The organism is Oleiagrimonas citrea (assembly GCF_012395255.1).
Classification (GTDB): Bacteria; Pseudomonadota; Gammaproteobacteria; order Xanthomonadales; family Rhodanobacteraceae; genus Oleiagrimonas; species Oleiagrimonas citrea.
Map to the genome: position 1 here is coordinate 141,723 of NZ_JAAZQD010000006.1, position 21,262 is coordinate 162,984.

The 21,262-nt window shown below is 65.3% G+C and carries 21 protein-coding genes; 6 read left to right on the top strand and 15 right to left on the bottom strand.

Annotated elements, in window-relative coordinates:
- Nucleotides 1-96 precede the first annotated feature (96 nt).
- A complete protein-coding gene (locus HF690_RS14190; protein ID WP_113065459.1) occupies nt 97-399 on the top strand; it encodes a DUF6916 family protein in 303 nt (100 codons plus the stop codon).
- On the opposite strand, the gene HF690_RS14195 is transcribed toward HF690_RS14190, so the two are convergent.
- From HF690_RS14195 to HF690_RS14210, 4 genes are read right to left on the bottom strand one after another with little or no spacing between them, the layout of a single operon-like run.
- A complete protein-coding gene (locus HF690_RS14195; protein WP_168609906.1) occupies nt 392-949 on the bottom strand; it encodes a GNAT family N-acetyltransferase in 558 nt (185 codons plus the stop codon). The two genes, HF690_RS14190 and HF690_RS14195, sit on opposite strands and share 8 nt — an antisense overlap.
- Entirely contained in the window at nt 949-1,482 is a 534-nt protein-coding gene (locus HF690_RS14200; protein WP_168609907.1) for a phage tail protein, read from the bottom strand. The genes HF690_RS14195 and HF690_RS14200 overlap by 1 nt, the downstream gene beginning before the upstream one ends.
- A 48-nt stretch (nt 1,483-1,530) precedes the next feature.
- The gene (locus HF690_RS14205; RefSeq protein WP_113065614.1) at nt 1,531-2,064 is read right to left on the bottom strand and encodes a phage tail protein; all 534 of its coding nucleotides are present in this window, start codon (nt 2,062-2,064) and stop codon (nt 1,531-1,533) included.
- A 46-nt stretch (nt 2,065-2,110) separates the two neighbouring features.
- The gene (locus HF690_RS14210; RefSeq protein ID WP_113065456.1) at nt 2,111-2,620 is read right to left on the bottom strand and encodes a phage tail protein; all 510 of its coding nucleotides are present in this window, start codon (nt 2,618-2,620) and stop codon (nt 2,111-2,113) included.
- Between the two features lie 307 nt (nt 2,621-2,927).
- Here HF690_RS14210 and HF690_RS14215 point away from each other — a divergent pair, with 307 nt between their 5' ends.
- Nucleotides 2,928-7,502 (top strand): putative Ig domain-containing protein, encoded by a 4,575-nt coding sequence (locus HF690_RS14215; RefSeq protein ID WP_168609908.1) that lies wholly within the window; start codon nt 2,928-2,930, stop codon nt 7,500-7,502.
- A gap of 138 nt (nt 7,503-7,640) precedes the next feature.
- A complete protein-coding gene (locus tag HF690_RS14220; RefSeq protein ID WP_168609909.1) occupies nt 7,641-9,530 on the top strand; it encodes an alpha/beta hydrolase family protein in 1,890 nt (629 codons plus the stop codon).
- 73 nt (nt 9,531-9,603) lie between these two features.
- Here HF690_RS14220 and glnA read toward each other — a convergent pair whose 3' ends face one another.
- Nucleotides 9,604-11,013, bottom strand: coding sequence for a type I glutamate--ammonia ligase (gene glnA, locus HF690_RS14225; protein WP_168609910.1), 1,410 nt, complete (start codon nt 11,011-11,013; stop codon nt 9,604-9,606).
- A gap of 38 nt (nt 11,014-11,051) precedes the next feature.
- On the bottom strand, nt 11,052-11,369 hold the full coding sequence (locus HF690_RS14230) for a hypothetical protein (RefSeq protein ID WP_168609911.1): 318 nt from the start codon (nt 11,367-11,369) through the stop codon (nt 11,052-11,054).
- Between the two features lie 54 nt (nt 11,370-11,423).
- Here HF690_RS14230 and HF690_RS14235 point away from each other — a divergent pair, with 54 nt between their 5' ends.
- Both HF690_RS14235 and HF690_RS14240 read left to right on the top strand, forming a co-directional pair.
- Complete coding sequence (locus tag HF690_RS14235; protein ID WP_168609912.1) at nt 11,424-12,260, top strand: DODA-type extradiol aromatic ring-opening family dioxygenase; 837 nt, start codon at nt 11,424-11,426, stop codon at nt 12,258-12,260.
- A 272-nt stretch (nt 12,261-12,532) separates the two neighbouring features.
- Nucleotides 12,533-13,327: an undecaprenyl-diphosphate phosphatase gene (locus tag HF690_RS14240; RefSeq protein ID WP_168609913.1), complete on the top strand. Its 795-nt coding sequence runs from the start codon at nt 12,533-12,535 to the stop codon at nt 13,325-13,327.
- Between the two features lie 3 nt (nt 13,328-13,330).
- Here HF690_RS14240 and HF690_RS14245 read toward each other — a convergent pair whose 3' ends face one another.
- The 7 genes from HF690_RS14245 to HF690_RS14275 all read right to left on the bottom strand — a co-directional run bounded on the left by HF690_RS14245 (nt 13,331) and on the right by HF690_RS14275 (nt 17,739).
- On the bottom strand, nt 13,331-14,452 hold the full coding sequence (locus HF690_RS14245; protein WP_240151786.1) for an AI-2E family transporter: 1,122 nt from the start codon (nt 14,450-14,452) through the stop codon (nt 13,331-13,333).
- Between the two features lie 61 nt (nt 14,453-14,513).
- Entirely contained in the window at nt 14,514-14,762 is a 249-nt protein-coding gene (locus tag HF690_RS14250) for a hypothetical protein (RefSeq protein WP_113065447.1), read from the bottom strand.
- 4 nt (nt 14,763-14,766) lie between these two features.
- Complete coding sequence (locus HF690_RS14255; protein WP_168609914.1) at nt 14,767-15,237, bottom strand: hypothetical protein; 471 nt, start codon at nt 15,235-15,237, stop codon at nt 14,767-14,769.
- Between the two features lie 3 nt (nt 15,238-15,240).
- Nucleotides 15,241-15,612: a hypothetical protein gene (locus HF690_RS14260; protein WP_168609915.1), complete on the bottom strand. Its 372-nt coding sequence runs from the start codon at nt 15,610-15,612 to the stop codon at nt 15,241-15,243.
- 33 nt (nt 15,613-15,645) lie between these two features.
- On the bottom strand, nt 15,646-15,804 hold the full coding sequence (locus HF690_RS14265; protein WP_113065610.1) for a DUF1328 domain-containing protein: 159 nt from the start codon (nt 15,802-15,804) through the stop codon (nt 15,646-15,648).
- Between the two features lie 167 nt (nt 15,805-15,971).
- The gene (locus HF690_RS14270; RefSeq protein ID WP_113065444.1) at nt 15,972-16,595 is read right to left on the bottom strand and encodes a YbhB/YbcL family Raf kinase inhibitor-like protein; all 624 of its coding nucleotides are present in this window, start codon (nt 16,593-16,595) and stop codon (nt 15,972-15,974) included.
- 52 nt (nt 16,596-16,647) lie between these two features.
- Nucleotides 16,648-17,739 carry a PQQ-dependent sugar dehydrogenase gene (locus HF690_RS14275; protein ID WP_168609916.1) on the bottom strand — a complete coding sequence of 364 codons (1,092 nt, stop codon included), beginning with the start codon at nt 17,737-17,739 and terminating at the stop codon, nt 16,648-16,650.
- 112 nt (nt 17,740-17,851) lie between these two features.
- Between HF690_RS14275 and HF690_RS14280 the strand changes: the two genes are divergently transcribed.
- Complete coding sequence (locus HF690_RS14280; protein ID WP_168609917.1) at nt 17,852-19,327, top strand: AAA family ATPase; 1,476 nt, start codon at nt 17,852-17,854, stop codon at nt 19,325-19,327.
- A 59-nt stretch (nt 19,328-19,386) separates the two neighbouring features.
- Here the strand turns inward: HF690_RS14280 and HF690_RS14285 are convergent, their stop codons facing one another.
- The gene (locus HF690_RS14285) at nt 19,387-20,406 is read right to left on the bottom strand and encodes an alpha/beta fold hydrolase (RefSeq protein ID WP_168609918.1); all 1,020 of its coding nucleotides are present in this window, start codon (nt 20,404-20,406) and stop codon (nt 19,387-19,389) included.
- On the bottom strand, nt 20,403-21,212 hold the full coding sequence (locus HF690_RS14290; RefSeq protein WP_168609919.1) for a lysophospholipid acyltransferase family protein: 810 nt from the start codon (nt 21,210-21,212) through the stop codon (nt 20,403-20,405). Before HF690_RS14290 ends, HF690_RS14285 begins: the two co-directional genes overlap by 4 nt.
- Between the last annotated feature and the right edge of the window lie 50 nt (nt 21,213-21,262).

The window sequence follows — 21,262 nt, forward strand, 5'->3', positions numbered from 1 at the left end:
ATCGCGAAGTACGGATGCGGGCATCACGATGACAAATACATTGAACCGTGCCGCCGCCCTTGGCATGCTGCATTGATCAAACAGGGAGAGGAAGACATGCAGGTCATGCAGCTCGGCGATTTCGCATCGCGTGTGAACGAGACGTTCACGGTGAGCCTCGATCAGGGAGAGGGCAACGCGCCGTTCGTGCTGGTCGAAGCGCGACCGGTGAATGCACCGACCACGCAGTCCGGTCAGGCCCGCGATCCATTCTCACTGCTTTTCCGCAACGAGGCAGCGATCCTGTTCCCGCAGCGTATCTACCGCATGCATCACGAGGCGACCGGCGAATTCGGCATTTTCCTGGTGCCGATCGCGCGCGAGCGCGCGGGATTCCTGTATCAGGCGGTGTTCAACTGACGTCGGTGTCCCAGCGCATGGCGCGGTGGGCGCCTTCGATGCCGGTTTCGCGAAAGCCCAGGCGGAGATAGAGCCGGTAGGCCGCCTCATTGCGCAGGTCCACATGCAGGCGCACGCCGCAGCCCGCTCGGGCTGCAGTCTGCTGTACGTGGATGATGAGAGCGGAGCCGAGTCCCCGATCGTGGATCTCGTCGAGCAGCGCGATATCGATGATCAGGAAGTCGGGGTCCTGGCGATCCAGATAGAGTCGTCCGACGGCACGGGTTTCTTCGAGTAGCACCAGGAATTCGGCATCGGCGAACTGCCGGACATAATGGGTGTGCTGCAGCGCGAACTGATCGGCCAGGAAACGCTCGCGCAATGCCTGTGGCCACCCGCTTGCGGCCAGTTCGGCGCTGCGGGTCTGCGCGTACAGGTGCCGGAGAAAGGGAATATCCTCAGCGCCGGCGTGCCGAAGCACGTAGCCATTCTGATGCAGCGCCGAGGGCGTCTGCAGATGCGTCGTCGACCCTGCTGGGAAATCCGGCAGGGTCTGCGACTTCTTCGGCATCAGCTGAAGGACGGGTAGAGGCCCTGCAAGGCGATGCAGAAATTCACGGCGAGGTAGGGCTGGCGGTTTTCATGCGCCTGGCTGCCGCCGTCCGGTCCGATGCTGTTCGCATTGAAGGACGTATCCGGCTGCGCTCCGGTGACGAATGCAGGAACGTTACCCGGGAAAGTCAGCGCGTACCCGTTTTGGGGGTCGGTTGAACGTTTGCTCGGATCACGCTGCACGTAAAGGTTGAGTTCGTGGTTATGTGCCGGGATTTCCGAGCCGATGAGGTTCACTTGCGGTTCGCCGAACGGCTCGCCGACCGTTCGCGTACTCAAACCCGGTCCGCGCCCCTGGTTGGTCGGTGCGCGTCCCTGAAAATTGGGCAATGCGAAGGTGCTCTGTCCGTTGCCGCCGTATGCGGTACCGATGAGCGAGAAAAGCGCCGTATTCTGCGAGATGGGCAACAGGCTGCCCGCGCAGGTCGCCCATCCTACGGGTGCGAAATTGAAGCCGAACAGCTGGATTTCGCCGATAAACGGTGTGGTCATGATGAAGTCCCCGAAAGCGTCAAGACAATGTGCAGGCTTGCGTCTGGTTCAGCTGCGCGACGGATAGATGCCGACATAGGCAATGCAGTACGAAGCCGTCAGCGTGGGCATGCAATTGTCGTGCGGCTGGTTGCCTCCACTGGGACCGACCGCGGAGGCTTGGAGCGGATAGGGCGAAAGTCCCGTGATGTCGCTGACGTACATGGTGTCCGAGTTGCTCGGTGTGCCCAGTTGCACGCTGGGGGACGGGGTATCGCTCGAAGCCGCCGCCGAAGTGGCGTGGAAAGGGTGCGAATGTTGCGGGATCTGCGTGTTGAGAAGCGTGACGGTCTCGCTACCGCCCTTTTGACCGATCGGTCGTGGCGTCAAGCCATTGCCGTTGCCGAAGCCAATCGGCAGTCGACCACGGAGGTCGGGCAAGCCGAAAGTGGTCCGGCCATCGCCACCGTATACAGTGCCAAGCAGGGAAAAGAGCGCATCGTATTGAGAGATGGGCAGTAGCGTTCCATCACAGGAAAGCCAGCCTCTGGGAATGCGCGGAAAGGAAAACAAGCGGATTTCGCCGACGAACGGTTCGCTCATGGTCATGCTCCAAAGTCTTTGGGGCCGCGGCACGCCGCGGCCGGCATCAGCTGCGCGACGGGAAAATGCCGCTCAGGGCGATGAAGAAATTCGTCGCCAGGTAGGGCTGCATGTTGTTATGCGCCTGACTGCCGCCCGAAGGGGTGACGGTCTGCGATGCGAGCGTGGCCTGAGTACCCGGCGCGGCGTAGAGGCTCTCACCACTGGTCTTGGCATAGAGCGCATCCGTGGGCAATCGAACCGCGGCGTCGGCGGTGCTGCCCATGAAGGCATGGACGTGTGCCGGCAGGGTACTGTTCGTCAGCGTGACGTTCTCGGCACCGCTGGCTTGCCCTTGCACGTAGCCGTTGTTCGGGTCGGCGCCGAGCGGCGCGCGCCCGCGCATGTCCGGCAGGGCAAACGTCGTGGTGCCGTTGCCGCCGTATTGCGTACCGAGAAGTGAAAAGAGTGCCTGGTTCTGCGCGATCGGAAGGATCTGTCCATCGCAGAGCGCGAAATGCGCAGGCGCGAAATTGAAACCGCCGAGCATGATCTGCCCGAGGAATACTTCGCTCATCCGACGTTCCCCCTCATCCGTATGGGTCCCCAATGGTGCCGGGCTGAATTTGAGTTCCTGAGTGTGCATCCAATTGCATCGCGGTGACAAGCGATATTTTGACCAAGCGTAATGCTGTGATCGGAAATTGTTTTTTTTGCCAAGTACTTCCTTGTGTGGAAAAGAACTGTTGTAATTGCCCGCGCAATAAGGGGATCGGTTCGCTAGGAATGGAACCGTTTTGCTCATGGGGAAAGATGGCGTGCCTGATCACTCGAATGGATCCGTGCACGGGGCGAGTCGACGCCGGGGCGCCAGGGAGTGGATCATGTTGTCGTCGATGACCGATGTATTTCGTGTGCGCACGAAGCGCAGCCGTGTGTCCGGTTGTATGCGTATGTTCAGCGCGTTGCTGGTGCTTTTCGCTGCAACGATGTGGTCGGGAACGGCGCTTGCCAATTGTTCGGCCGAGTCCCCGATCAACATCACCGTGGACTCGGGGGCGACCTACACCATCGACCTCACGGCTGATTACAACGACTGTGCACCTGCCGGCATCATCATGAGCGATCCGGTCTCTACGGCCCACGGCACGGTTACGCACAACAATGCTGCGCCGCCCAACTACAACGTACAGATCTATTACGCCAACAATGGCGACGGCGCCACGTCGGACACGTTCACATTCAATGACGGTGGGGGCTACATCGTCACGGTGAATGTCACCATCAATCCCGCGCCCATCAGCGTGACGCCGACTACGGTCTCTGCCGGTACTGCTGGCACGGCCTATCCCTCAACGAACTTCACGGCCACCGGTGGTACCGCGCCGTATACCTACTCGATCTCGACGGGCAGCCTGCCGGCCGGCATGAACTTGTCGTCGAACGGCACGCTGAGCGGCACGCCGACGGTGGCGGGAACGTCCAATTTCACGGTCCAGGCAAAGGACGCGAATAATCTCATCGGTACCACGCCGTCGATCGCCTTGACGGTGAATGCGCCGACCATCGCGGTCACGCCGAACTCGGTTTCCGACGCCACCGTGGGCGTGGTGTATAGCCCGGTGAGCTTCACGGCCAGCGGTGGCGCCACGCCGTACACCTATTCGGTATCGGCGGGCAGTCTGCCGGCCGGCATGAACTTGTCGTCGAACGGCACGCTGAGCGGCACGCCGACGGAAGCCGGTCCGTTCAATTTCACCGTTCAGGCGAAGGATGCGAACAACTTTGTCGGCAGCACGTCCTCGATCAGCATGACGGTGAACGCGCCGACCATCACGGTCGGTCCCGGTGCGATATCCAACATGCAAGTCGGCGTGCCCTACAGCCAGCAGTTCACCGCATCCGGCGGCACGCAGGGCAGCGGATACACGTTCGCGGCCTCGGGTACGGTGCCGGCCGGCCTGAGTCTGTCCAGCAGCGGCCTGCTTTCCGGCACGCCGACGTCGGCGACCAGTTCGGCTAGCTTCACGGTCACGGCGACGGACCAGAGCACGGGCACGGGTGCGCCGTTCTCCGGCTCACAGGGATATACGGTCAGTGTTGCTGCTCCGACGCTGTCGATTTCCCCGGTCTCGGGGACGACCCTGACCGCTGCGACGCAGAACAGCAGCTACAGCCAGTCGTTCACGGCCAGCGGCGGCAGCACCCCCTACAACTACCAGGTGACCGGCGGCACGCTGCCCAACGGTCTTTCGCTGAGTAACGGGGGGCAGTTGAGCGGTACGCCGACGGAGGCCGGCACGTTCAATTTCACCGTGACCGCGACCGACAGCTCGACAGGCACGGGCTCGCCGTTCACGGTTTCCGGTTCGTACACGCTCGATGTCCAGCCGATCGTGCCGGTGGCCAATCCGGTCACGATCAATGTGCCCTACAGCAGCACGGCGAATGTCGTTTCGACGAGTTTCTCCGGCGGCACGCCCACGTCGGTAGCCGTCGCTTCGCCTGCCAGCCACGGCACCGCAACGGCCAGTGGCACGACCATCACCTACACGCCGACCGCCGGCTACACGGGCGCCGATTCGTTCACCTACACCGGCACCAATTCGGCTGGCACTTCGGCGCCGGCCACGGTCAGCATCACCGTCTCCGCCCCGACGCTCGCGATCACGAGTTCGAGCGGCGGCACGTCGCTGACGGCCACCGTGGGCCAGTCCTTCACGCAGACTTTCACCTTCAGCGGCGGCAAGGCGCCGTATCAGGGCTACAGCATCACCGGCATTCCGGCTGGTCTGAGCGTCACCGGTTTCAACAACACCAGCATCACGATCTCGGGCACGCCCACGGTCAGCGGCTCCTTCACGCTGGCCGTCAGGGGTACCGATTCGAGTACCGGCACCAATGCGCCGTTCACCGTCAACCAGTCGTTCGCGCTGCAGATCAATGCGGCTTCGATGAGTCTGTCGCCGGGCACGTTGCCGAGCGCGACCGCAGGCACGTCCTACAATCAAGCACTCACTGCTTCCGGCGGCATCGCTCCGTACACGTACGCGGTGACTTCGGGTGCGTTGCCGTCGGGGATGAGTCTGTCGGCGGCCGGCGTCCTCAGCGGCACGCCTTCTGCAGCCGGCACATTCCAGTTCCAGGTGACTGCGACCGACAGCAGCACCGGCGCCGGTTCGCCAGCTACCGCATCGGTGACCTACAACCTGACCGTGGGTGCACCCACGATCGTGCTGACGCCGAGCACGCTGCCGAACCTGCAGCAGGGCACGGCCTTCAGCCAGCAGCTGAGCGCGAGTGGCGGCACGGCGCCCTACACCTATCAGGTGACCTCGGGTTCGCTGCCGACCGGTTTGACCCTGTCCTCAAGCGGCCTCATCAGCGGTACGCCGGCGGCGGCCGGACCCTACAACTTCACGGTGACTGCGACCGACGCCACGACGGGCAGTGCCGCGCCCTATTCGGGCAGCCAGGCCTATGCGGTCACCGTGGGCAGCAATCCGCCGATCGTGAGCGACGACACCGCCAGCACCCCGTCGCAGCAGGCGGTCACTATTCCCGTGACCAGCAACGACAGCGGCACGATCAATAGCATCGCCCTGGCCAGCACGCCTTCGCACGGCACCGCCACGGTCAATGGAACGTCGGTGGTGTACACGCCGACGGGTACGTTCTTCGGCACCGACACCTTCACCTACAAGGCCACCGGACCGGGCGGTACCTCGGCGGCGGCCACGGTGACCGTGACGGTGACCGCGCTGGCCGTGCCGACTGCCAAGAACCAGTCGGTGACCGTGCTGGGCGGCAAGTCGGTCAACATCGACGCGACCGCCGGCGCCAGCGGCGGGCCCTACACCAGTGTCGCCATTGCGACGCTGCCGGACGTGGGGACGGCGACCGTTTCGGGCACCACGATCACCTATGCCGCGCCGGCCACGGCTTCCGGCAAGCACAGCTTCACCTATACGCTGACCAACGCATATGGCACCTCGCAGCCGGCGACGGTCGCGGTGCAGATCAACCCGCTGCCGCAGGCGCCCGATCTCAGCGCCAATGCCATGGCTGGCACGCCGGTGACGGTCAACCTGACCGACAAGGCCACCGGCGGACCGTTCACCGGCGCGAATCTGGTCTCGATCTCGCCGAGTACGGCGGGCAACGGTCAGATTCAGGCGGCCAGCGGTGGCGGATATCAGTTGCAGTTCACGCCGTCCAGCATGTACTCGGGCACAGTGAAGGTCGTTTATACGCTGAAGAACGCGTATGCGACGTCGGCGAACGCCACGGTCACGATCCACGTGACCGCGCGTCCGGACCCGAGCAAGGACGCCGAAGTGCGCGGACTGCTGAACGCACAGACGGACAGCACCCGACGCTTTGCGCGCGGCCAGCTGGACAACTTCGAGAGTCGCCTCGAAGCCCTGCACGGCGAAGGTGGAAGCCAAGGGCGCTTCAGCAACAGTCTGAGCTTCACCTCCGCCAGCAGTCGGATGCGCAACAATCCGATGAATGGCGCCATGGAGCTGATGCCGGCCTCGCAGATGCAGCGCCGCTATTTGATGCAGCCGGCCGATGCCGATGAGACGCCGGTCGATACGCACGGCGCGTCCGATCCGAACGCCATGCATTTCTGGGTCGGCGGTGCAGTCAACTTCGGTGCGCAGAAACCGGGTACCAGCGTCGACGGCATCGACTTCAACACGTCGGGCATCAGCCTGGGTGCGGATCGGCGCCTGTCCTCGAGTTTCGTGCTCGGCGCAGGCATCGGCTTCGGCCACGATTCCAGCGACATCGGCCACAAGGGAAGCCGCAGCACGGGTAATGCCTACAGCGCGGCGTTCTATGCCAGCTACCAGCCGGCCGAGTCGCTGTATCTGGATGCGTTGGCCGGGTATCAGCTGCTGTCCTTCGATGCGCGGCGCTACGTCACGGCCAATGGCAACCTCGTGCACGGCCAGCGTGACGGCAAGCAGTCCTTCGGCGCGCTGACGTTGACCTACGAATACGCCGGCGACAACGGTCTGCAGGTTTCACCCTACGGTCGTCTGGACATGGCTTCGGCCACGCTTGATGCCTACACCGAGAGCGGCGACAACCTGTACTCGCTGTATTACGAACGCCAGAATATCGACACCACCACGGGTGCGGCGGGTGTGCGTTTGCGTCGCGCGTTCAAGCGTGACTTCGGCGTGCTGGTGCCGATGCTGCGCATCGAGTACCGGCATGACTTCCAGGGCGACAGCAGCGCGGTCATGCGCTACGCCGACCTGCTGGCCGGGCCGTTGTACCGCGTGAATGTCGGCAGCCGTGCGCAGAACCACACGGTGGTCGGCCTGGGGTTGGAGACGCAGACCGATGGCGGCACCAGCTTCCGCATCGAGTACCAGAGTCAGTTCGACAGCGCGACCCGTCGCGACCAGTCGATCCAGCTCCGCTTCGAGACGCCGTTCCATTGAGCGAATTCCCCGGCCGGTGCGACATCGCACCGGCCGGGGCCGCGCTCAGCCAGGTGATATTCGTAGGATGTCGCCACCTCCATGCCGTTCCGATCGCTTGGAACAGGCCAAGGTCCGTCCAGATTGCGGGACAGGGAAATGATTGCATCTTGCATTGCCATGCTGGCCATGAATGCGGCCGCACTTGCGCACGCGCCGCCTACGGTCGCGCAGCTGTTTCAGCGGAACCGATACGAGCGGGTCGAAGTTTCGCCGGATGGATCGAAGCTGGCCATTGCCTATCGGGTGGACGACGGCACCCGGGTGACTGTGATCGATCGCGCGACCCGCAAGCCGATCACGCAGGTAGATCCGGGTTCGCGCGGTGAAGTCGGCGAGCTGACCTGGCTCGGCAACGAGCGGTTGCTGCTGTCGGCCAATCGGCGTCTGGCCGGATACAACGTCTCCATCGTCGAGCCGCGGTTGTACTTGGTCGATTTGCACAAGAAGCACCCCAGGATTCTCGCGGACGATTTTCTCGGCACCATCGATGGCGACGATCGGCATGTCCTGGTGTCTTCGTGCGGGAATTTTCCCGGAGGCAACTGCGTGCGTCGCATCAATCTTCTCGATGACGACGAAAAAAGCGAATTGCTGGCCACCGCGCCCAAGCACACGTATCTGTTCAGCATCGATCACGCCGGCACCGTGCGTTTTGCACTGGGGTGGGACAAGAACGCGCGCAGTCGTCTGTACCTACGTCAGGGCAAGGGCAAGTGGAAGCTGGTCAACGATAGCGACGTGTCCCATGTCGACGTGATTCCGCTCGGCATTGCCCGCGACAACCGCAGCGCCGTGCTGGATACGGAGCAGGTGACGGGTACCGATGTGCTGGAACGCTACGATTTCGCCACCGGCAAGCGCACACCGCTGCTACATGATCCCGATTCCGATCCATTGACGGTGATTCGTTCGTTCGACGGGCGCGGCATGATCGGCGCCTGGTATGGACCGGGACGCCCGCGTGCGCGCTACTTCACGACAGGCGTGGATGCCAAATGGCATCAAGCGCTGAACAAGTCCTTCCCCGATGGCAGGGTCATCGTGGAAAGCGCTTCCGACAACGGCAACATCGTCGTCGTGCGTGTCGTCAGTGACCGCAACCCGGGTCGTTTCTATCTGCTCGATCGTGCCACGCACAAGCTGGATCATCTGTTCGACGCCCGTCCGGACCTGGATTCGAAGCAGTTGCTGCCGACGCGGCCCTTCACGATGCAAGCGCGCGACGGCCTCACGTTGCACGGCTTCGTCACGCTGCCGCGTGGCGTGAGCGGGCATGCGCCCATGGTCGTGATCGTGCACGGCGGGCCGTACCTCATTCGCGATGACTGGACGTTCGACCCGGAGACCCAGCTATTGGCGACGCATGGCTATGCGGTGCTGCATGTGAATTTTCGCGGTTCTGGAGGCAGCGGTCTCGATTTCGTCGAGCGTGGCTATCGCCAATGGGGCAAGGCCATGCAGAACGACGTCACCGACGCGACGCGTTGGGCGATCAAGCAGGGCCTGGCCGATCCCGATCGCATCTGCATCTACGGTGCCAGTTACGGCGGTTACGCGGCACTGATGGGAGCGGCGCTGCAACCGCAACTCTACCGTTGCGCGATCGGCTACGCGGGTGTCTACGATCTCGCCCGTCTGTATCGCTGGGGAGATATCCATCGCAGCGATTACGGCATGCACTACCTGCACACGGTACTCGGGCTGGACAAGCGCGAGCTGGCGGCGCATTCGCCCGCCGAGCTTGCCGACCGCATCAAGGTGCCCGTCCTGCTTGCCCATGGAGCCATGGATGGACGTGTACCGTTGAAGTACGCGCGCGAAATGCGGCATGCGATGCGGCATGCGGGGCATCCGGTGGAATACCTCGAATACTCGTGGGAAGGGCATGGCCTGAGTCGACGGGACGACATCAAGGACTTCTACACGCACATGCTGGACTTTCTGCATGCGCATCTGGCCGCACCGGAGAAGGCGAACAGTTCCTGATCCGGCGTGCGTCATGCTTCATGAAAAAGGGGCGCCGAAGCGCCCCTTTTTTCATGATCGATCCACGAGGCGATCAGAACGAGTAGTACATCGAGAACTCCAGCGGATGCGTGGAGGCGCGGTACTTGGTCACTTCCTGCATCTTCAGTGCGATGTAGCCGTCGATGAAGTCGTCGGTGAACACGTCGCCGGCCTTGAGGAAGTCGCGATCCTTGTCCAGTGCTTCCAGGGCCTGATCCAGGCTGGAGCAGACCTGCGGGATGTTCTTCTCCTCTTCCGGCGGCAGGTCGTACAGATCCTTGTCGGCGGGCGCGCCCGGGTCGATCTTGTTCATGATGCCGTCCAGGCCGGCCATCATCAGCGCGGTGAAGGTCAGGTAGCCGGACTGCATCGGGTCGGGGAAGCGCACTTCGATGCGGCGGCCCTTGGGGCTGGACACGTACGGGATGCGGCAACTTGCCGAGCGGTTGCGCGCCGAGTAGGCCAGCATCACCGGCGCCTCGAAGCCCGGCACCAGGCGCTTGTAGCTGTTGGTGGTGGCGTTGGCGAAGGCGTTGATGGCCTTGGCGTGCTTGAAGATGCCGCCGATGTACCACAGCGCGGTCTGCGACAGGCCGCCGTACAGGTCGCCCGCGAACAGGTTCTCGCCGCCCTTCGACAGCGACTGGTGCACGTGCATGCCGGAGCCGTTGTCGCCGACCACCGGTTTGGGCATGAAGGTGGCGGTCTTGCCGTTCTCGTGGGCGACGTTCTTGACCACGTACTTCATCATCAGCAGTTCGTCGGCCTTCTTCACCAGCGTGTTGAAGCGCGTGCCGATCTCGCACTGGCCGGCGTTGGACACCTCGTGATGGTGCACTTCGACCACCTGGCCCAGCTCCTCCAGCACCTTGCACATGTCCGCGCGCAGGTCGCCCAGCGAATCGACCGGGCTGACCGGGAAGTAGCCGCCCTTCACGCCCGGACGATGGCCGGCATTGCCTTCCTCGTACTTGTAGCGCGAGCTCCAGTGGGCTTCCTGCGACTCGATCTCGTAGAACACGCGGCCCATGTCGTTCTGCCAGCGCACCGAATCGAACACGAAGAATTCCGGCTCCGGGCCGAAGAAGGCCGAGTCGGCGATACCGGTGGACTTCAGGTAGGCTTCGGCGCGGCGCGCGATGGAGCGCGGATCGCGGCCGTAGGCCTGCATGGTCGACGGCTCCAGCACGTCGCAGGTCAGGATCAGCTGCTTGTGACCACTGAACGGATCGATCAGCGCCGTGTCCGGATCCGGCATCAGAATCATGTCGGATTCGTTGATGCCCTTCCAGCCGGAGATCGACGAGCCGTCGAACATCTTGCCGTCCTCGAAGGTCGACTCGTCGACGGTGTGCGCGGGGTAGGTGACGTGATGCTGCTTGCCGAGCATGTCCGCGAAGCGGAAGTCGACAAACTCGATGTTCTCGTCCTTGATCAGTTTCAGTACGGCGTTGGCGGTCATGGAGGCATCCAGCGTTGATGGGTGAGAGACAGTGCCCTTTAAGCATAGGGCATGCCACGGGCAAAGCGCGTCGCCATGCGGTGCAGACGGATGCCAGGGCCACTTTTTGCACCAAATTCATGCAAAAGAACTACAGCTTGCACAAGCATGGTGATTCCGGTGCACGTGTCCAGCCCGCCATGGATGGCATCGTTCGCTCTGGGGCGATCGCTCGGCATGATCGGGAAACGCTTTGTTCGCGCTTTTTCGATTGCAAACTTCCAGCGCGACGCCAACATCGGTGACATCACCGGTCCCTGACGCACGCCGGTGTGGCGCGCCGGCAGCTGGGCGGGAAGATCCAGCCGGACGCGCACGTGACCCCGGACCGGTGGGTTCGCGGTCCCGCGTCGACATCACGAGAACCCGTCATGAGCGCGCCGCGTTTTCCCACTTATTTCCTCTCCCACGGCGGCGGCCCCTGGCCGTACATGAAAGGGCCGATGCGCGAACACTACCGCCTGCTGGAACGGTCGTTGCAGGATCTTCCTGCCCAGTTGCCGGAGCGGCCGCGTGCGGTACTGGTGGTGACCGGGCATTGGGAAGAAGACGCGTACACGGTGTCGTCCTCGCCTGCACCAGGCATGGTGTTCGACTACTACGGGTTTCCCGAATACCTGTATCACATCCAGTATCCGGCGCCAGGTGCGCCGACCCTGGCCGAGCGTGTGCACGGATTACTGTCCGCGGCGGATCTGCCTGCGCGCGCCGATGCTGAACGCGGTTTCGACCACGGCACGTTCAGCATGATGAAGCCGATCTATCCGGATGCAGACATGCCGATCGTGCAGCTGTCGCTGCGACACGGTTACGACCCGGCCGAGCACTGGCGCGCGGGCCAGGCGCTAGCGCCGCTGCGCGACGAGGGCATCCTCATCGTGGGCAGCGGACTGAGCTACCACAATCTGTCGAAGTTCGGCCCCGCCGGCGCGGAGCCGGCCATGCAGTTTGACGGTTGGCTACGGCAAACCCTGGCCGCCGGCCCCGAGGCGCGGCGCGAAGCGCTGATGCACTGGGCGCAGGCGCCCTCGGCGCGCGAAGCTCATCCGCGCGAGGATCACCTGATCCCGTTGATGGTGGTGCTGGGCGCGGCGCAGGATGATCCGGCGGTATGCGTCTATGGCGAGCGTTTCATGGGGGTGGCCGCGTCGAGTTTCCGCTTCGGCGTGGATCGCACGCCGACGGCCTTCGATCAGCTGGCGGCCTGAGCGTCCCCGCCGATCATTCGGCCGGGGGCGGATAAGACACAAGTTCCGGTGCAGGCGCACCCGTGAGCGTATGGGGCGGGACCCGCACCGCATGCCTCATGCACATCGTGCGAATTGCTGGTGCAGATTACGAGGCATGTCGCAGGGAAGCGGCTGGAGCCAAGGCGAAAGTCACCGAGTGACGGGTTCATCGCGCGATTTGCCCGTTTTTTGCCCCGATTTCCGACGGCGTTGCGCGTACACTGCGATTTTTTGCGACGGACCCCGCGCCCATGCACGACCTGATCCGCGTCATCGTCCTCGGCATCATCGAGGGCATCACCGAATTCCTGCCGATCTCCTCGACCGGCCACTTGTTGATCGCCGAACGCTGGCTGGGCGCGCGTTCGGACCTGTTCAATGTCGGCATCCAGGCGGGCGCGATCCTGGCGGTGACGCTGATCTACTGGAAGCGCATCTGGCAGCTGCTGACGCAGTGGCGTGATCCGGCCAACCGCGACTACCTGTTCAAGCTCATTGTCGCGTTCCTCATCACCGCCGTGCTCGGGCTGATCGCGGTCAAGCACGGCTTCAAGCTGCCGGAGACGGTGACGCCGGTGGCGTGGGCGCTGATCGTCGGTGGCTTCTGGATGCTGGCGGCCGAGCAGGTCGCCGCGCGCAAGCCGGACCGGCGCGAGATTACCTGGACCGTGGCGATCCTGGTCGGCATCGCGCAGATGGTTGCCGGCATCTTCCCCGGCACATCGCGCTCGGCCGCGACCATTTTCGCGGCCATGCTGTTCGGCACCAGCAACCGCGAGTCGGCCACCGAATTCGCGTTTCTGGTCGGCATCCCGACCATGTACGCGGCGACTGGCTACGAAATGCTGAAGGTGTTGCACGACGGCGGTGCGGCGCACGAGGACTGGACGGCGCTGGGTGTGGGCTTCGTGGTCTCGGCCATCGTCGCCTTCATCGCCGTGAAGTGGCTGCTCGGTTACATTCGCACGCACCGCTTCACGCCGTTCGCGATCTACCGCATCGCGCTGGGCGTGGCCCTGCTGCTGCTGCTTCCGGGCGGCGCCTGAGCGTTAGCGCCCGACCAGGTGGGCGAACCACTCCCAGCCGCGGATGTGTTCGGCGATCAGCTTTACCGTGGTCAGCATCGGCACCGCCAGCAACGCGCCAGCGATGCCCCAGATCCACGCCCACAGCAACAGCCAGATCAGGATCGCCACCGGTGACAGGCGCATGCGTCGGCCCATGATCATCGGTGTGACCAGGTTGCCCTCGACGGAAGTCAGCGCGGCGAAGCTCAGCGCCGGGGCCAGCGCATTGAGCAGGTGGTCGAAGTGCATGCTGCCGGCCACCGTCAGCACCAGCGTCATGCTGATCGCGCCGACGTAGGGCACGAAGTTGGCCAGTGCCGCCAGACCGCCCCACAGCAGCGGATCGGGCATCTTCAGGCCCCACAGGATCAGCGCGGTCAAAGCGCCCAGTGTGAAATTGATGCAGGTGGCGGTGAAGATGTAGCGCGACACCTCGGCCTGGATACTGCGCACGATGGTGACCACGTGCCGCTTGCTGGCGAACGAAGGCGAAACCTCGACCAGCTTCAGCAGCATGCGGTCGCCGAAGATCAGGAAGAAGAAAACCAGCAGACCGACGGTGAGCGCGAACGCCAGCACGCGCGGGGTGATGGCGATGACGTCCCAGACATCGAAGCGTGCCGGCCGCGGCGCGGCCGTATGCCGCGTGCCGCTGCCGACCAGGGATTGCGTGGCGCGGTTGGCCTCGTCGAGTTTGCGCGTGAACGGTTTGATCTTCGGTGCCAGATCGTGACGGATCGCACTCGGCGCCTGCTGCAGCCACTTCACCGCGGGCGGCGCCAGCAGCGTGACTGCGCCGACCGAACCGCCGGCCACGGCCAGCATCACGACCATCGCCGAAAGAAAACGCGGAATGTGCAGGTGCGCCGCACTGGCGACCAGCGGGTTCAGGCCCAGGCCGAGGAACATCGCCAGCATCAGCGGCACGACCAGGGTCTGGCTCAGCGCCAGCGTGTAGAGCAGCGCCAGCACCAGCAGCGCGGTCAGCATCAGGCTCATGGCCTGGGTGGGGCGACGCAGTTCGAGCGGACGGGCGTCTTTCTCCGCCGCATCGCCCGGCGTGGCCGGCAGCCTGGATTCGCCGGATGGCCGTTCTTGCGTCATGTCCCTCTCCCGGCGCGGCGGTACGACGCCGCGTCGTGGTGAAGCCTTCGATGCCGGTTCATTACAGTACGCCGCGAAGGAAGCCGAAACCCCAGCGCCAGGCCAGCGACCATGCGCGGCGCGGCGGACGCCAGTCCGGGCGGTGGCGGCCCAGCAGGAAGCCGCCCAGGGCGGCGACGCCGAGCGGTAGCGCCGGCGCGGCGCGGTACTGGCGGTCCAGCGTCTGCACGGCCGCGCGGACGCGCCGGCGTTGCTCAGTGGCTTCGGCGCGGCGCATGTGGCATTCGATCAGGGCACGTCGGTAGCGCATTGCTTTATCGATCCTCGGGAGCACGCCGGGCGCGCGCGAACAGGTCGCGCATCTCGGCACGGGTGGCCGGCATGGTCATGTTGCGCGCGGTGCGGCGCAGCAGCAGGCGGGCGACGACCAGCAGCACGACATGCACGCCGACCAGTGCGGCCAGCGCCAGCCCGACCGAGTGGGTCAGCAGGTACAGTCCCCAGCCGATCAGCGCGATGAGGCTGGCCCACAGCGACAGGCTGAGGCCGACCAGCACCACCACCAGCGCGAATACCAGCGGCCAGCTGACTCGCGCCAGACGCAGTTCGCTGCGGGCGAGCGCGAACAGCGCGACGGCGAATTCGCGCGTCGCGTCGAACAGCGTTCGCGCGGCCTCCCAGGCGGCCGGAATGTCCAGACGATCCGCGGACGCATCCTCGTCGCGAGGTGCGTCCTGCGGCGCGTCGTCCGGTTCCGCCGGGCCGTCGCTTTCGGGCGACTGCACCGATCAGCGCCGACGCAGGATGCTGCCGAGCAGCCAGCCGCCGGCTACCGCCATGGCCAGGGACTTGCCCGGGTTCTCGCGCACGTAGTCGAACACGCGATCCAGCGACTGTTCGGCGTAGTCCCGGCCCTCGGCCCATTTCTCCTGACCCTTTTCGCCCAGGCGCGCGGCGCGGTCGTGGGTGCGCTGCGCGGCGGACGCGGTGGCGTCGGTGGCACGGTGCAGCGCGCGTTCGGTGCGCTCGGTGCCGCTGACCACCGCATCGCGGGTGGCGTGCAGGGCGGCCGACTCGCGCTCTTTGAGGCGCTCGGCGCTTTCGGCGATGCGCTCGTCGAAGTCCGGATGCGTTTCGTTCTCTTTGTTCTTGCTTGCCATGGGAATGTTCTCCTGTGTCGTGCGTGGGAGGCGCTATGTGCGTCGACCGCGGATCAGGGCGACGATGAACAGCACCAGGAAAATGATGAACAGGATCTTGGCAATGCCGGCTGCCGCGCCAGCGATGCCGCCGAAGCCGAGCACGGCGGCGATGATGGCGATGATCAGAAACGTGATGGCCCAAGAAAGCATGTGCAAATCCTTCTGATTGCGCCGCCGTATCGCGGCGTCGATGCATCGTCGTGGCATCGACTCGACCATCCTGGAAGCGCGGCTGTGCATCCGTCCTGAACGCTTTCATGGTGCGGCCGCGAGGGTTCAGCAAGGTGACTGGTTGCTGAACCCCTGTGGTGACGCGATCATCCGGCCAGGCGGGGATTGAGCGTGTAGGTGCCCATCCACTCGGCCTCGGCCAGCACGTGACCGTCCATGGCGCGGCGCAGGTCGGCCAGGTCGAAGCGCCCGTCCAGACCCAGGCTCGGCACGTCCAGCGCGTACAGCTTGAAGTGGTAGTGGTGGATGATGCTGTCGTTCCACGGCGGGCACGGGCCGTCGTAGCCGTAGTAGTCGCCGGACATGCTTTCGTCGCCGGCGAACCAGCCGGTGTAGTCGTTGATGCCTTGCTTCGACCCGGGCGGGCCGGCCGGGTCGCGTTTGCCGTGGGGCGTGGTGCCCTCGCAGCATGCGCCGGCCTCGAACTCGCCGCATTCGGCCGGGATGTCGGCCATGACCCAGTGCACGAACTCCACGCGCGGCAGGTCGGCGGGCACTTCGCGGCCCTCCTGATTGACGTCGTCGGGTTTGCTCGGCACGTCGGGGTCCACGCAGATCAGCGCGAACGAGCGGGTGCCCTCGGGCGCGTCGGACCAGGCCAGGTGCGGGCTGCGGTTGTCGGAGAGTTCGACCGGCGCGCCGATCTTGCCGAAGGCGAATTCGGTGGGGATCGGATCGCCGTGGGCGAAACTGTCACTGCGGAATTTCATGGCATCTCCTTGCTGGGAACGGTGAGGAAGATTGGGTCGGCTCGCGCCGGCATCAATGCGGCGGCGAATAGGTCACGCGGTAGACCGCGCCAGCGAGGTCGTCGCTGACCAGCACGCTGCCGTCGGGCAGCGGCAGCACGTCGACCGGGCGACCCCAGGCGCGTTCGTTCTGCTGGAAGCCGGTGACGAGCGGAACCTGCTGCAGCACGCGGTTGCCCTTCACGCGCACGGCCATCACGCGGTAGCCGCTTTTCTTGGTGCGGTTCCAGGAGCCGTGCTCGGCGATCAGGATTGCGCCGTGGAAGCGCGCGGGGAACATTGTCCCGGTGTAGAAGCGCATGCCGAGCGCGGCCACGTGCGCGCCCAGCTTGGCCGCGGGCGGCGCGTAGTCCTTGCAGGGATGGCCCTTGCCGTATTCCGGGTCGGGCGTGTCGCCCTGGTGGCAGTAGGGATAGCCGAAGTGCTCGCCGAGGCGGTCGACGCGGTTCAGTTCGTCGCTGGGCAGGTCGTCGCCCATCATGTCGCGGCCGTTGTCGGTGAACCACAGCTTGCCGCTGCCCGGCTGCCAGTCGAAACCGACGGTGTTGCGGATGCCGCGTGCGACGAGTTCGCGATGACTGCCGTCCGGGTTCATGCGCCACAGCGCGGCGAATGGCAGCGGCGGGGCGCAGATGTTGCAGGGCGCGCCGACCGGCACATACAGCTTGCCGTCCGGGCCGAAGGCCAGGAACTTGCCGCCGTGATGGGACTTGTCGGGCAGGCGATCGGTCACCAACTGCGGCTTCGGCGGATCGTCGAGATGGTCGGCGATGTCGCGCAGTGCCACGATGCGGTCGACCGCCGACACGTACAGGTCGCCATGGTGGAAGGCGACGCCGATCGGGTTGCGCAGTCCGCGTGCGAGCACGTGCACGGTGTCGGCGCGACCATCGTGGTTGCGGTCGGTGAGCGCGTAGACGCGGCCGTTGTTCGAGCCCACGTAGATCGTGCCATCCGGGCCGCGCGCCAGTTCGCGCGCGCCGGGCACGTCGTCCGAGTAGACCGCGATATGGAAACCGGGCGGCAGGCTCAGCCGCTGGATGGGCGGCGCGGCGTGCGCCGTGAAGACAAGCGCGCCAAGAAAGAGTCCGAACAGCGTGCGCATGGTGCATGGCTCCGGTGCGGATCGGGTCTCTCAGGTTACACCTGCAGGCTCGAAACCGGCATGACCGCATGCGCGCTTCTGTTATCTTTTCGCGCTGAAGATCGGGGGACACATGAACAATCTGAACGACCTGGGCACGCTGGTGCGCGCGTCGACGCCGCTGATCGTGATCGAGACCCTCGACGAGCAGCGCGTGATCGAGAGTTTCCGCCACGTGATCGGCCAGCACCTGCGCCCGCTATGGCGCTGGACCATCACCGACGGCCTGACGCGACTCGATTTCGAGCAGCCCGAGGCCAGCGTCGCGCCGGACGTATCGCGCACGCTGGAGGCGATCCGCGAACACGACACGGCGGGCATCTACCTGCTGTTCGACGCACACCCGTATCTGGGCTACGCGATGACGCGGCGCATGCTGCGCGAGATCGTGCAGCGCCAGCGCAGTGCGCCGCACACGCTGGTGCTGGTGGGCGCCAAGATCGAACTGCCGGAAGAGTTGGAGCGGCTGGCGACGACGGTGCGCCTGAGCCTGCCCGACCTCAAGGCCATGGCCGGCCTGGTACGCAGCGAAGCGGTGGCCTGGCAGCGCAAGACCGGTCGCAAGCTGGAGGTGGACGGCGAGGCCGCGCGCCTGATCGTGCGCAACCTGCTGGGCCTGACCCGTGCCGACGCACGCCGCATCGTGCGCAAGCTGATCCACGACGACGACGCGCTGGGCCCCGACGATCTGCCACGCCTGATGCAGGCCAAGTTCGAACTGCTGAACCGTTCCGGCCTGCTGCATTTCGAGTACGACACGGCGGGCTTCGCCGATGTCGCCGGTCTGAGCCGCGTCAAGCAATGGGTGAAACGTCGCCGGCCGGTGTTCCTCGGCGGCGAGGACGTGCCGAAGCTGGACCCGCCCAAGGGCCTGCTGCTGCTGGGCGTGCAGGGCTGCGGCAAGAGCCTGGCCGCCAAGGCCATTGCCGGTGGTCTCGGTGCGCCGCTGGTGCGGCTGGACTTCGGCACGCTGTACAACAAGTTCCACGGCGAGACCGAACGCAACCTGCGCGAGGCGCTGCAGTCGACCGAATTGCTGGCGCCGTGCGTGTTGTGGATCGACGAGATCGAGAAGGGTCTGGCCGGTGGCGGCGATGACGGCGGTGTGTCGCGTCGCGTGCTCGGCTACCTGCTGACCTGGATGGCCGAGCACAAGGCGCGGGTCTTCGTGGTCGCCACCGCCAACGCGGTCGACCAGCTGCCGCCGGAGCTGCTGCGCAAGGGCCGTTTCGACGAGATCTTCTTCGTCGACCTGCCCAGCGCGGCGGTACGCGAGGAGATCTTCACGCTGCACCTGAAACAGCGCGATCTCGATCCCGCCCACTTCGATCTGGCGGCGCTGGCTGCAACCAGCGAAGGATTCTCCGGCGCGGAGATCGAGCAGGCCATCGTCAGCGCGCTCTACGACACCGTGGGCGGCGTCGGCGTGCTGGATCAGGCGTTGCTCGAAAACGCACTGCGTTCGACGCGGCCGCTGTCGGTGCTGATGGCCGAACGCGTGCAGGCGTTGCGCGACTGGGCCGGCGTGCGCTGCGTTCCGGCGGACTGAACGCCGCTGCACGCGGTTGCCGGGTCAAGCGGAACCGCGTCCGTCCGACGAGGCGCGTTTCAGAAACGTTCGGAGCGTTCGGCGGCGGCGTTGAAGCGCGCGGTGATGTAGTCGTCGGTGAAGCTGCGCAGCTTCCAGTTCTGGATGAAGCTGCAGTGGCCGCCGTACGGCGCGATGTCCAGCTCGACCTCGGGGGGCAGGGTCAGCTCGCGGAACTCATTCACCGGGATCACCGGATCGTCCTCGGCGGTGAGGATGGTGGTCGGCACCTTCAGCTCGGCCAGACGCTCGCCGCTGACCGAATAGCCGTCCAGATAGGCGTCCAGCGTGCCGAATTCGGTGTGCCGCTCGACCTGCACGCGGGTCAGGCCGCGCAGGCCCTGGCGCAGATCCTCGTTGGTGAAGTAGTCCTGCTGCGGATACAGCTTCTGCTTGCGCTTGAGCGATCCGCGCCACTTGTGCATGAAGTACCACTCGTACATCCACGGTGCGGTTTCCAGCGAGAACAGGCCGGCGTGCGGATCGATCACCGGACAGATCGCGATGGTGTGCGCCAGCGGCAGATTCGCGCTCGGCGCACGCAGGGCCACGCGCAGGGCGAAATTGCCGCCCAGCGAGAAACCGGCCAGCGCCACCGGCGCGCCGGGATTGCGGAAGCGGGCGACGGCCTCGGCGGTGGCCTCGACCACCTCGTGGATCAGGCAGGAGTGGAACAGGCCGACATTCAGATGGTGCGTGTCGCCATGATCGCGGAAGTTGAGCCGGAACACGTCCCAGCCGGCATCGAGCAGACTGGCGCCGGTCTGCAGCACGTACGAGGAATCGATGCTGCCTTCCCAGCCGTGGTAGACCACGGCCAGACCCCGCGCCTTGTCACGCACCTTCTGCCGGGTGATCGCACCGGTCAGGCGCACGCCGTCGGACAGGGTGAAGCGTACGTCTTCGCTGTTGCCGTTGACCTTGCGCGCCAGCGGGCGCAGCAGCAGGCGACGCAGGCTGCTGGACGACAGCATGGTCTGCACGTGACCGTTGCGCAGCAGCCGCGGAGGCTGGAAGTCGGCACCGCGGGGCAGGCTCACCGATCCCCCTCGCCGACGCCGTCCAGTGCGTCGGCGATGGCCTGGCGTGCGGTCTCGGCCATGCGCTTGCGGCCCGCGTCGAAGCGCGGTACCGGTTTCAGGAAGTGCACTTCCACGTCCAGCGGCGGGTCGCCGAGCAGGCGCAGGAAGTTGCCCATGAAGCTCTCGTTCGGCAGGAAGCCGGCGTCGTAGCAGCGCTCGCCGTCGCGCATGAAGCGCAGCGCGGCTGGCTGCACCGGCACATCGGCGTCCAGCGCGGCCTGGAAGATCCGTGCATGGAAGACCTTCAGCGTGCGGCCGTCGTTGGTGCCGCCCTCGGGGAACACGGCCACGGAGCGACCCGCGCCGAGCCGCCGGGTCATCTCCTTCATCACCACGCCGAGCGAATGGTTGCTGCCGCGCCGGTGGAAGATGGTGCCGCCGGTCGAGGCCAGCCAGCCGACCAGCGGCCAGCGCGCGATCTCGGCCTTGGCCACGAAGCACACCGCGCGCTGGGTGTGCATCAGCTCGATGTCCAGCCACGAGGAGTGGTTGCACACGAACATGGCCGGGTCCGGCAGCGGACGCCCGTAGCGATAGACACGGAAACCGAAGATGCGCAGCAGCACGCGCGACCACCAGCGGATCAGCCGGTGCGCCAGCGGCTCGCGGCCCTTGTCCACGGTCTGGCGTGCCCAGGTGAACACGGTCAACGCCAGCACGACGGCGACGATGATGTGCAGCAGCAGCAGTGGCACGCGATACAGGTAGCGGATCGCGCGCCACGGATCGCGCGTGCGAGTGATGGGCTGGGCGGGTGTATTCATCGAACTTGCAAGGATACGCGAGGGGCCGCGTGCACTGCCAGCATCGCGCG